The following is a 12,364-nucleotide window of genomic DNA, read 5'->3' as shown; positions in this document are numbered from 1 at the left end:
ATGCGATTACCCCGCAATTCGAGTTCGGCGCGCCCCTGGCGGTAGCGGCTTTCTAAGTCGGTAAGCACAACGCTAAGCGCATTCAGGGTGGCTTCGCCTTGCACATCGGGCGCGGTGCGCGTGCCGGCAATGCGGGCATCAGCCTCGATGCGGCCTGTAAGGTCTTGCATGACAGCCGGATCCAAGAACGGATTCAGCCAGTCCATCGCAAATGCGTCGGCCTGGATGCGTAGATCGACGGGCGTGTCCATAACATCGGCTGACGTCGGAGCATCGAGCCGCAGGTCGATAGGGAAGGTCCCTGCCATGGTAAACGTGCTACCGTCGGTATGCATAAGGCGCGCATCGATGTCGAGCCCCAGATCCGCATAGGTGATCTCGGTATCGAGCGTGCCCACGTCAGCGCCTTCGCTCTGCACACGAGCCCGCAGGCGCCCCTGGGCCTCGGGGGCACGGGCGGGTCCTGTCAGATTGAGGGTACCATGTACGCGGCCGCCCAATCCCTCAAAATCCATTAGTTTGGCAAACGGGTCGGCTTGCACATTCTCAAGCGTGAGCCCCAGGTTTTGCGTACCTGCTGTATCAATATGACCATCCAGCGCAACCTGCTGATCGGCTCCTGTGAGCAGGAAGTTGCTGATTTCAAACGCCGTTCCGTCTTGCACCACGGGCGCGGGCTGATCCAGCGTCCAGGCGTTTCCCTCCAGGTTCAGGTCGAGGCGGTCGATGGTTGCACGATAGGCCTCTCCCAGGGGCGGCCCCGACAGGTCGAGTCGTGCCCTGCGCGTGTCGTCTACCTCAACGGTTGTGGTAAAGGTCATGCCCTCGCGCACATGGTAGGTGCCCCGTGCTTCCACATTGTCGATGGGCGTCTCCATAGCATTCAAATACTGCATGGTGGTGCGTGCCTCCAGACGATCGAGGCTCTGCTCTGCATCGAACCCGCCTGCTATGACGGTTTCCGTTTCCCCAATGCGGGTATCGTCAATAATCACGTTCTCGCCCTCGACCTGCCCGTTGAAGCGGAGCTGGTCCGCAGGGCCTTGAAGGCGCCCCGACAGATACAAGCTGTCGGCGGCAAGCACGCGCATGTCGGTCCACGCCTGCACGGGAGCCAGCGACTTCATGGTGGCATCGAGAGAGAGGTCGGAGGGCGTATCGGAAGCGAGCAGTGCGGCGGTACCGGTCCCGTTTGCTGTTAACACATTTGAGTTGACCTGGAGCGTATCGAGGGTCAGGCTGCCTTCGGTGTAGGCAGCGCGCAAGGTGGCGCGATTCAGTTCAAACGGACCGTAGACCGCATCGTTGGCATCGAGGGTAGAGGTAAACTCCGCCGTTTCCGGCGTCCAACCGCGTCCCTTGAGCGTGGCGCGCAGTTCGCTGAGGTCGGCATCGAGGCTATCTTGCCCCGTAAGCGCCGCCCCATCGAACTGATCGGCGTGCACGGTTAGGGCATAGGTTGAATCGGGCAGGTGTGCGGTGAGGTCGGCCCCGAGTGCGCCCAGGTCGAACTGCGCATCGAGCGTGCTCTCCACCTGTCCTGTGTCGGCCCGAGCCGTCAAGCGGGCATCCGACAGCGCGGCCTCGTTGATCCGCGAATCGGAGAGAGCAAGGCGTCCGTCGAACGACACGTCGTTTAGCGTGCGCCCGCCGCCCTCAAAGGCGAGCGTGCCGTTGAGGTCGGTATCGAGCGTTGGCATCCCCAGGAGGGCCCCAATGTTGAGCGATTCGATGCGTCCGTCAGTCAACGACAGCGTGGGGCGCTCAGCAAACGGCTGGGCCGTGCCCGCAAGCGCGGTAGATCCGCCCGGCACGCGCAGACGCGTGTCGAAGCTGAGGCGCTCGTTGGCATCGAGATCAACCGTGGCCTCCAACAGCTCAATGGACTGCTCGTTAAGCTGCGAATCCGCAATTTCCAGAGAGGCTTCTGCTGTGTACGGACCCGATTCGGGCTGCCTCCATCTGCCTGTTATCGTTCCGTTTAAGGTGCTCTGCTGCGTCGTATCCTGCACAACTGGCCCGATATCGAAATTGTCAAAGCGCCCTTCGGTGAGCGTCACAGTGCGTGGAGCCTCGAAGGGGCGTGCACGCGCTTGCAGGGCAGCGCGTCCGGCATTGCCTTGCGCCTCCATTTCGGTCTGAAGCGCACCATCACTCAGGCGCCAGGTCGTCGATAGTGTGTCCACCTGGAGCTGCCCGTAGCTGGTGCGTGTAACGGCAGCTGTGCCGTCGAGCCGCATGGTAGCCGGAGTAAAGCCCTGTCCCTCGGCCTGCATGGAGGCTGTAATGCGTGCCGGAGGCAACGTATCATCGCCCAGAAACGCATTGAGGTCAAAGTCGTCGGTCTCCAGTCGCTCCAGGGCAAAAGCCTCCGATCCATCGAGCGTGCTGCGGCCCGCCCCGCTGATGCGCCCTCCTGGCACAGCAAGGTCGAACTCAGACTGCACGTCGGTTCCGTCCAGCGTCGCCGCCAGGGTGGCGCGGTCGATCTCCCACGTATCTATCGTAGAAGGACGCAGCGTAAGCTGGGCGGATACCGAGCGCGTGGCAGCGTCGAAGCCGGTGCCGTCGATCTCCAGGTCTGCATTCAGATCGGACGTCATGTCGCCGTCCGGAAGCCAGCGTTGCAGGGCCAGATCATCGGCACGGGCCGTGAGGGCATACGTCGGGGTCTCGGCAAACGGAGTCGCTGTGCCGCTGCTCTGAAACGCGGTTTCGTTGACGCGCGCCTGGCTCTGCCACGACACGGTTCCTGATTCAGCTGTTGCAGTAAGGGCTACGGTGTCGATAGCAACCGGTGCAACGCGGGTATCGCGCATGGTAAACTGGGCCGTCCCATCCAGCGTCTCGTGCGTTGCCCCGCTCAGATCGGCCTGGAGCGTGGCGTTTACGCGCGTGGGAGTGCCCATCAGCTGCGTGCGGTACTGGTTGATGGCCAGGTCGGCGGCGTAGTGCAGCGAATCGCGCCCGGGCAGGCGGGCCGATGCCGTGCCCTCCCACGTACCGCCGTTGTTCACCGCGCCATCGCCACGCAGACGCCAGCGCTCTGCCTGCTGCGTAATATCAAGCGTAAAGCGATGCACCTCATCGGCAGCGGGCGCCAGACCAGGCACAAACGGCACCAGATCGGCGATGGCCAGCGAGTCGGCCTGCACCGTGAACGCCGCGTCGGCGAGGGCCGCATCGGGGGTGGTGGCGAGCGTATCGACGGGCACCGTGAGCGGATCGGTAGCAAACTGAAGCGTTCCCTGGCTCCGTAGGCGGCTGCGCGGCGCATCCACCTGCATAGACCGCAGGGTGAGCGCCTCGGGGGTAAGCGTGCCTCCAGCAGATAGGGTGAACGGGGTGGGGCGATTGTCGGGCAGTTCGCCGCGCACGTCGAGCGTGTCGAGAGCGGCCTCCACTGTTTCACCCACCGTTACGTTGCGCATGTTGAGGGTAAGCGGATCGATGTAGGCCGTTGAGTCGGACGCGCCCCCCCCGAACGCAATTTCAGCGTAGCCCCGCGACACCTGGGCATGGTCCAATTGGATACGGAGCGGATCGCTCTCGACCTCGGGCTCTTCGTCGGGTGTTGCGTCGAGCCAGGGCTCCAGCACCTCGGTCCAGTTCCAGGTGCTATCCGCCGTTTGCGTGGCATATACCGCCGGGCCCCCAACATGTAGGCGCGTAAGATGCAGCGTACCGCTTAGCAGCGCAGGCAGCCGGTATCCTACAGCAAGCGTGTCGATGGTAGCCAGACGCTCGGGACGTGCTTCAGCCGCCTGAAATGCCGGTCCGGCCGAGCGGTCGTTGTGAGTTCGTACCGAATCCGCACGGATCGAATCCGCGGGTTCAGCATGGGAAGTCGCTGTCTCGTTATCGGGCGTCTCGTTCCGTGTCAGCATCACGTCGTAGAGCGTGAGGCCGCCCAGCCAGGAGCCAGCGGCGCGCTCCACCGTCAGGGTAGTGCCCTCTATCGGATTGAACTGCTCGGCAGCCCACTGCGCCACACGGGTGGCTCCCCATTCGGTTTGCAGCAACAGCAACGCGCCAAGCAGCAGCCCCAGCAGCACGGCCAGCGCTACGCCGGTGCCACGCACAACACGATACCTCACCGAACGGGACGGTGTATCAGCAGAGGACGAAGCATCCGAATCAGTCACGAGCAGGGGAAACGTCTAACCATGAGAGAGAAACACAAGCAGGCAGCGCCGTGCAAGCGTATCAGAACGCCCGCCCAATGCCCAAGTGCAGTCGGAACTGCCGCGTAAAGGTGGGCGATACGGACGTTGGAGGCCGGTCGTTACGAATGGCATCGCTGACGTCCTCCGGATCGCGCACATCGAGCGGATCGGGGTTAAGCGGCACGGCTATGTCAAAGCGCAGGAACCCGAATGGGGTTTCGTAGCGCACACCCGCTCCGGCACCAACGCGAAGTTCACCCGTGGCGGTCGGAAACCGGCTGAACGTGTCGCTGGGCGGAGAGGGTACGAGCGAGAATCCGTTGACGTCAAGGACTGCGGCATCCACAAAGACGGCTGTACGCCACTCAGATCCCAGGCCCGGAAAGGGCAGCCGCAATTCGGTGTTCACTGCGGCTTTCGAGGTGCCCCCAATGGGTGCGAGCAGCGACGTGGTACCATCAACATCCGTCGTATTGATAAACTTTCCGCCCGCCTGGTTGAGCGGCCACCCGCGCAGGTCGGTTCCTCCGCCAGCGTAGAAGAGTACGTCGTTGAATCGGTTCCGAAAGACGGAGTTACGCAGCGAGGGGTCGGATTCGAGGGCGCTGCGGCTTTCACCAAAGGGAAACACACGCCCCACGAAGAGCCGCGCAGCCAGGTCAGTCGATGACGTAAGCGGCTGGTAGCCGGTCAGTTCGAGGGCCAGCTTTCCGTACTGCATGCCCGACGGAATCAGCGCACCGGCCACTTCGGCGGTGGGGCGCACCAGGAATCCGACCGAGGGGTTTACGTAGTCGTCGGTCCGGCCCAGGTTAGCCGAAAGCGTAAATATGCTGCGGTTAAAGCCGCCCGTCCCGATGGTTTCGAGTGGTGCTTCGGGGTCGGTGACATCGCCCGATTGCAGTTCGCGGGGTACGAACTGGCGGCGGCGTTGCAGGCTGTGCTGTAGCGTGACGTTGCGAAACGAAAGGATTTCGTACGACAGGCGTGTGTCAAATCCGATCGTGGTTTCGTTGATGCCTATGCCTTCTCGCGACACGCCGGGCAGGCGCGGGTTGCGGCGGATTTCGCCGAAGGGTTCGACCGAGGCGGACAGGTTGGGCCCCCAAATGTAGGGTTCGCGCAGCAGCACCCCGGCCCGGAAGCGCCGCTCGGTGACAGTGCTTCCGCCCGTGCCAGCCAGGAATGCTGGCAGGAACCGTGCATCGTCTGGGTAGCCCGTTTCAGCGACTGCGCTGGCGGTAAAGGTGCGTGCGTTCCCGAAAAAGTTGCGGTGGCTCCAGCGGCCTTCTGCGGTCATGCCTACGGCTGTGCCGTATCCAACCTCGCCCGCCAGCGTACGCATGTTGGCCTCGCGAACGCGGTAGCGCACCGTTACGAGCGAGTCGCGGGGCTGGTCGGGGACATCAGCCAGTGCTACCCGGAAGAGGTTCAAATTAAACAGGTTACGCTGACCTTCAGAGAGCGCATCGGCCGAGAACACGTCGCCCCGTTCAAACGGCAGGCTGCGCTCAACCACGCGGCGTTCCACCGAGGAGTTGCCGCTGATTTCGATGCTATCGATGCGTGTTTGCGGTCCCGGGTCCACAAAGAAGCTCAGATCGGCCGTACGGGCTTCGGTGTCGGTATCTACGCTGGAGGTGACACGGGCAAAGGCGTACCCCTGGTTGCGCAGCCACCGGGCCACATCGTCTTCGACCTGCGAGCGTTTAAACTCGGTGTAGCGGCTTCCTACCTCCACCACCGTTTCGTCTTGAAAGGCCCGCCAGTCGGCTTTCATGTCTGACGCAAACGCCTCGACCGCGTAGCGCTCGCCTTCCGCATCCAAAAAGAGTGCGTCTTGGATGCGCAGTGGTTCGCCTTCGTTGATGGTAATGACCAGGCGAATGCGGTTTTCTTCGGCGTTGAACTGCGTGGCGGGGTAGTCGATGCTGGGTGCGGGGAAGCCGTTGTTTCGGTAGAAGGCCCGCAGCCGCGCAATATCGCGCTGAAAGGTGAGCGGATCGAATAAGCGGGGCGTAGGCTGAAGCAGCGGCAGGCGGCGCTTCCAGCGATCCCAACCGGTGGGAGCTTGCGTAGCCATGCGCCGCCGCAACCGGTCGGGATCGAACGTCTGGCTCCCCACAAACCGAAAGTCAATGCTCCGGACCTGTGTGTCGCTGTTTACCAAGACGAGCGGGTCTTGGGCGTGGCTGTTAGATGGTGTGCCGAGAAGCATGACCACGATGCACCCAGCCAGCAGCCCTCCCACAGTGCCGATTTGCAGCTTCCTCACCATATCCAACCACTTCATGTAGCGTAGTGCAGTGTGAACGGTCATTCTGTAGATCGAGCCGAGATGGGTACGCGTGCCGTGCCGCCCCGAACGGCTCCTGCTAAACGCAGATGCTATGATAGCAGAGGCGACTGTACCGAGTGCTACTGCTGTGTCACACCTGAATGTTCGGGTTGTAAGGTTCCCCATTCGTATGCTGTCATCTTGAGCGAAGCAACTGCGCCTAGCAGGTGTGGAGTCCCGACACGAGCGAAGCGACTGATGAACGCAGTGAATAAAGATCTCCCCCAAGGTTGGCAGGGCCTCTGTCCCGCCGTATCTTCTGAACACCAAGGAGATGGTTCCTCCAACAGCGGTCGGAGCCACAGGGGGTGGGACTGCGCTCACCATGACAGGCTTCGTGGGAGGGTGATTACAGGGCAACCATCAAAATGAGGGTTGACACAGCACTACTGCCCGGGGCCATTCAGTGGTTTGGCCGTACGGCCCGCCATAACATGTCGATGCTCATGTAGCGAGGCCACTACCGCACCAACCATGAACACGATTCCTGAAAAATAGACCCAGAACACGAAGGCAACCATTAGTCCAAAGGTATTGCCCAGCGCTGAAAAACTCTCCGATCCAATGGCATAGCGCTCAAACTGGCCAACGTACACGGCGTAGTAGGTGAACGCATACTTGAGGACCTCCCAAATGCCTGCTGCCAGCCCTGCTCCGACCAGAGCGCTCCGTCTGCGCGGGTGCGGAAGCGGCACCAGATAGTACAGTTGAAAGAACATGGCCGTAGTAATCAAGAACGGCAGCACGAGCGCCAGTCCACCGGCCAGGGCCCGCAGCAGCCGCAGCAACCACTTCGCATCAATGCCCCAGGCAATAAGCGTATCGGCACTCAGTTGCGAGGTCGCCAAAAACGAAAGCAAAATAGTCACCAGAAACAGCAAGCCCACTTGTCCAACCATACGGATGTCGAACAGGTAGCCCTTTAGGATAGTGCGCCCTTCATGCCAGGTCTGGGCAAACGCATTACGCACGGCAATGCGAAGCGTAATGAACAGCGAAAAGGCCGAGAGAAACAGCCCGACGCCCCCCAGCCCGATCACCGTACCGCTCGCATCCTGAAGTTGCGTCAAAAACGTGATGACTTCGTCCTCGTAGGTAACCGGCAGGAACTCGCGAACCACGCGCATCACAGCTCCAAAGGCCGCGTCGCCGCGCAGTATACGTCCCAGCAGACCCGTGCCCAAAATAAGAATGGGCACTATCGTGATAAGCACTTTAAACGCAATGGCTTGCGCCCACAGAATGATATCTTTCTTCTGGAGCTCCTGAACCAGCCCGTACAGGTAGTAGAGGGCAACGGTTTGCATGTGTTGCTTCCATGACAACACCGCTCGCGCAATCCGCCCACGGGGCCCAACAGCATCCGACGTGGCCTCATCCCGATCGTCGATCGTCAGCGGCGCTGTGCGACGTACGGCATCACTCAACCGGGTGTCACGATCTGGCGGAGCCGTCGAGGCTTCTCTCGAGGAGGCGTCGGACGGTTCCTCGGAGGTGGATGCTGATTGCGTGTCACTCATGCAGTGGGTCGATGTAATGCGCGGGGGCCCTTCATGTACCCCTGGAGCAATTGTGCGGTTCGGTAGACCTCCTTTTCGGTAGACCTCCTTTTGCATCGGTTCCTGTTGTGCAGCCCTGTCGTGCAGCGGGGGGCTTCCCTGCGTATCACCCGCCAGTCCAAGCGCCTAATCAAACAGCGGCCAGTGGATGCTGAAGCGGAAGCGCTGGCCCGGAAGCGGGTATGTAGGCACAACGTATGTACCGGGCGTTATGTTGGTACCCGCAAGGGCGTTTTCAAACGAGAGCATCAGTTCGGCTCCGCGCAAGTCGGCCTCAACATGCACGTTTACGACCCCATCGGGCGAGCGCGTTAGGGGCGTGCCGGGCGTGGCGGGTTCGCTCAATGCAGGAAGCGTAAGTTGACCGGTTAGAGCATGAAACCACCGGCTCTGGAAGTCGCTCCACCCATAGGCTTCAGCGTAGAGGTCGATGTCCAGATCCTGAAACAGCACGAAGCGCGCGCCCAGGCGTCCGCGCCCGTAGGCGTCGGGCACACTGGCAGCGTACTGCTGGCGCAGCGACGCACCGGCTCCGGCACGTGCCTGCAACGCGGTGCCCTGAAGCACCGCATACAACCCACGCTCGGCAGCGTAGCGCCACCGTACACGCGCCGACACACCGCCCACATCGACGAAGCCCGGAATCTCCCGAATGGTGCTACCGAGCGGATCGGACCCGCGTTCGGCATCGACGGCTCGCTCGGTCCGGTGTCCAAAGGCTTCTACTCGGCCATTGAGTGTGCGCCATGTATGCTGGAGGCTAAGATGTGCCCGGTGCGTGCGGGTTAACACGGGATGATCGAGCGGGGTTACGAGTCCTGCAGATCCGTAGGCTTCGAGCCGTGAGCTGGGCCGCGCCGTACTGGCAAGACGCATTTCTGCGGTAAGAGGCCCAAGCGGGCGTTCGGCTTGCAGCCGTGCACTTGGGTACACGCCGTGGTTGGTGTGATGATGCATGTAGGCCGCTGCGTGCAGCGTGGTGCCACGCCACGTGAGCGAATCGCGCACACCGGCCTGGAGGCTCGTTAGAGCGGGCGTAGCGGTGGCCAACGTGTCTGTTGGGGCCGGGTGATGTTCGGCATATGCCATTGCCTCGACCCGGTGGGCACGCCAATGCACCGGCTGACGCAGCGTGGTGGTGAGCACATGCGAGCGCAGCGTGCGCGTCTGGTTGAGCCCCTGCACATCGAAGGTGTTAGAGGTCCACCCCGCCGATACCTGGGTTGCGGGCAGGCGCTCCGTCCAAACTCCACGTAGGCGCAGGGCCAGGTCGTTCCGGATGGTTTGCCGCTGCCCGGGGGCCCGCACGTTAGCGGCCTCGGGGGCAAAGACGGTAGCCGGCACCCCGTCTGTGATCGGTTCGACCCCACCGTGCGTTTCCACGCGATGCCGCACCGAATAGTTGGTCAGATCGAGTCCCCACCGGTCTTGTTGGTAACGGATGCGCAGCAATACCTGCCGTTCTAAATCGATCTCGCTACTGGCGTACGTGTCGGCGGTGGAGCGGCCGCCGTAGCCAAATGTGGCAGCAAAACGGGCGGGCGCGCCCAGCCATGCCACCGGACGCCCCTGCGTGTGTACGATTTCAACGGCTTGCAGATCGCCGCCACCTCGGCGGTAGTGCAGTTCGGTGAGCGGACGGTCGGGCGTAAAGAAGCGCCACTGCTGCGCCAATCCAAGTGCCCCGCTGCGCCCGGCGGGCACCTCGGTGCTCGGACGGGTGGCAAAGAGCATGGGCACCAGATCGTGGCGCGGCTGCTGTGTGATAGGATCGACATAGCGCCGATCGTTGAGCCAGTAGTCGGTACGATGCGGGGGCAATCCGTATCGCGACCAGCCGTGCGGCCAGCCCTCGGGACCCAGGTGATAGACGAAGCTGCTGGGGACTTCGCCCAGGGTCTCTGGCATGCTTGCATGGGCCCGCCGGTACAGCACCGTATCGGCCAGCATGCGGGCCGGCACGGTCGGCAACAGCGATATGGGAGATTGAGGCGCTTCGGCAGCCGTGTCGGCGGTAGATGGCTCGGCCTCGGTTGTGTCGGCAGCCAGCGAATCTGAACGGGGTGTATCTGTGGTATCGGCCTCTGTTGTGTCGGCAGGAGGGGTGTCTGTGGTGTCGGGGACAGCGTGGTGGGCGGCTGATCTAATTTCGGTCGGGGCGAGATCTGTGACGCGTGCGACCTCGTTCTGGGGCCGCGCTGAGTAGGCGGAATCCAGAACGAGCAGGCTAACGAGCACGATGACTGCGCATCCCCCTATACCCGACGTGTGCGGTATGCCGGGTGCTTTTGTACGCTGCATCCACGCCAAGCAAAGAAATAGCATCACTCGTCGGGGAAGAGTCCGTAGAGGCGGCTCTCGATTTGGCTGACGACCTGGCGGCGGTCGGCGTCGTTATTGACGAAATCGACCTCATCGACATCGACGATCATCTTGGGGCCGCGGTCGTAGTTTTCGATCCAGTGGGTGTAGTGCTTCTGCAGGCGCTCCAGGTAGTCGATGCGGATGGTGGATTCGAAGTTGCGCCCCCGCATCTGGATGTGATCGACCAGTGTGGGGACGGAGGCTTTCAGGTAAACGAGCAGCGAGGGTGGCTGCAAGTACGAGGTCATGATGCTAAAGAGCTCCGTGTAGTTTTTGTAGTCGCGCTCGCTCATCAGATTCATTTCGTAGAGGTTGCGCGCAAAGATTTCGGCATCCTCGTAGATGGAGCGGTCTTGCACGACGGACTGGTCGGATTCTTCGATGCGGCGCTGGTGGTGGAAACGGCTGGACAGGAAGAAGACTTGCAGGTTAAACGACCAGCGGCGCATGTCGTCGTAGAAGTCGTCGAGATAGGGGTTGTCGTCAACGTTTTCGTAGAAGGCTTCCCAGCCGAAATAGGAGCTTAGGATGTCGGTGAGCGAGCTTTTTCCGGCGCCGATGTTGCCGGAGATGGTCACGAATTTTTTGGTGCGATCGGTGTTCGGGGCGTCGAACAAGTCGGGCATGGGGTGCAGGAAGGCAACGGCGGTTTTCAGTGCGGACGGCAGGTAGGTTCTTCAAGGTATATGCTGCCTGGCACGAACGGAAGCGCGGTGCGTCCGTTTTGCGCAAAGATCGGGGCGAAGCGTACATGAGGGCGATGCTTCCTCTATCTGCTATTTAGTGCGGCTTGAATCTCTTGGCGCATGGCTTTTAGCTGCTGAACAAGTCGCTTTACCATCGGCTGGTCTTGCGTTGGCAGCTTAATTCCAGCCATTTGGTCAGCTAACAGGCTGTTTTTAACGTCATGCGTTTGCTGATTCAAGATACCAATGGTCGCGCTTGCAAGCACTGACGAGATTTCAAGCACAGAGACCATATCACGTCCAAGAAGCCGAGCCGATACGATCCGTTCATCAACGTCGGGCTCACGAAGCAAGTCAAGATGCTCATCTATCACGCGCTCTTTGTTGATGTCGTAGTAATGGCGAAGCACACTGGCAAAATCGATGGCGTCTTTCTCTCTTTTATGCGGTTGCTCCGACCAAGCGATCAGCTTGAGTATGCTAAGAGCAGGAAGCGAAGCGACCCGGAACGAGAAGCCCCGCTTACCAAGCGCAAATGTGTCAGCCGTCTGCTCAGCCTCTCGTAACCCGAGCGTAGACATTGCACGGTCATGATGGGGCGGCCACGTCAGCGTGTGGTTATCATCCTCGATACTACCGAACGGTACGAGATCAACCGGATGTCCGTCCTGTGGAGCGACAAGGCGTTCGGCCTGGGTCCCTTTTTCAAAGCCAAACTCGTCTATTAGCACATTTCGGACCTCGTTATACATATCCCAATGTGCGACAGCGAACGCCACATCTGTGTCTCGGGTACGGCGACGCAATCTGATGCCATGTCTGTGCTCCAAGTGAAGATCTCGAGCCCACGCACCGATTACGAAGAAGGGAGTTTCGCAGCGGTGGCATGCTCGTTGCAGAGATTCGATCAGCTCCTGCATAGATGGCGCAAGCGCGTCTTCTGCAAGAACGTCAGGACGTACGCAGTTGCAGCTTACGAATGTCATCTCGTCGCGAGGCTCTGCCTCGTGACGCCGTCGTTTAGGGGCTCCGCCCCGTTCACAGGCAGGAAATGGCGCCCCTCGGGTCAAGTGCGTAACTCCTAAACGTATTCATCCATCTGCCATCATGAAAAGCATGGGATATTTAATGGGCTTATCATCCCCTTCGCTGGTACTGACCACTGCGATCTTCGAGTTTTCGCCCAGATCAAAATTCGTAGGGCACACCAGGTTGCCCACATTCTCTATGAAGATCACATCAAGCTTATCC

Annotated in this window: 6 protein-coding genes; all 6 read right to left on the bottom strand. The window is 61.0% G+C overall.

Annotated features, from left to right (window positions below; genetic code table 11):
• Positions 1 to 4,097, bottom strand: a 4,097-nt coding sequence (locus R6U20_RS08820; protein WP_410337488.1) for a hypothetical protein, incomplete at its 3' end; no start/stop codon positions are given.
• A gap of 109 nt (positions 4,098 to 4,206) precedes the next feature.
• On the bottom strand, positions 4,207 to 6,459 hold the full coding sequence (locus R6U20_RS08815) for an outer membrane protein assembly factor (protein ID WP_410337487.1): 2,253 nt from the start codon (positions 6,457 to 6,459) through the stop codon (positions 4,207 to 4,209).
• Between the two features lie 431 nt (positions 6,460 to 6,890).
• Positions 6,891 to 8,024, bottom strand: a complete 1,134-nt coding sequence (locus R6U20_RS08810; RefSeq protein WP_410337486.1) for a YihY/virulence factor BrkB family protein — start codon at positions 8,022 to 8,024, stop codon at positions 6,891 to 6,893.
• Positions 8,025 to 8,189: 165 nt separating this feature from the next.
• Positions 8,190 to 10,364 carry a hypothetical protein gene (locus tag R6U20_RS08805; protein ID WP_410337485.1) on the bottom strand — a complete coding sequence of 725 codons (2,175 nt, stop codon included), beginning with the start codon at positions 10,362 to 10,364 and terminating at the stop codon, positions 8,190 to 8,192.
• Positions 10,365 to 10,387: 23 nt separating this feature from the next.
• Positions 10,388 to 11,053, bottom strand: coding sequence for a deoxynucleoside kinase (locus tag R6U20_RS08800; RefSeq protein ID WP_410337484.1), 666 nt, complete (start codon positions 11,051 to 11,053; stop codon positions 10,388 to 10,390).
• A gap of 143 nt (positions 11,054 to 11,196) precedes the next feature.
• Positions 11,197 to 11,844, bottom strand: coding sequence for a hypothetical protein (locus tag R6U20_RS08795; RefSeq protein WP_410337483.1), 648 nt, complete (start codon positions 11,842 to 11,844; stop codon positions 11,197 to 11,199).
• Positions 11,845 to 12,364: the final 520 nt, after the last annotated feature.

The sequence above is a fragment of the Longimonas sp. genome, from assembly GCF_046498435.1.
Taxonomy (GTDB): domain Bacteria; phylum Bacteroidota; class Rhodothermia; order Rhodothermales; family Salinibacteraceae; genus Longimonas.
The sequence above is the reverse complement of the archived record's forward strand: the minus strand, read 5'-3'. Positions and strand labels throughout refer to the sequence as shown.

Excerpts from the sequence above, each read along its gene's own strand:
- R6U20_RS08815 (WP_410337487.1), bottom strand. The coding sequence starts at position 6,459 with ATGAAGTGGTTGGATATGGTGAGGAAGCTGCAAATCGGCACTGTGGGA.
- R6U20_RS08810 (WP_410337486.1), bottom strand. The coding sequence starts at position 8,024 with ATGAGTGACACGCAATCAGCATCCACCTCCGAGGAACCGTCCGACGCC.
- R6U20_RS08805 (WP_410337485.1), bottom strand. The coding sequence starts at position 10,364 with ATGCAGCGTACAAAAGCACCCGGCATACCGCACACGTCGGGTATAGGG.
- R6U20_RS08800 (WP_410337484.1), bottom strand. The coding sequence starts at position 11,053 with ATGCCCGACTTGTTCGACGCCCCGAACACCGATCGCACCAAAAAATTC.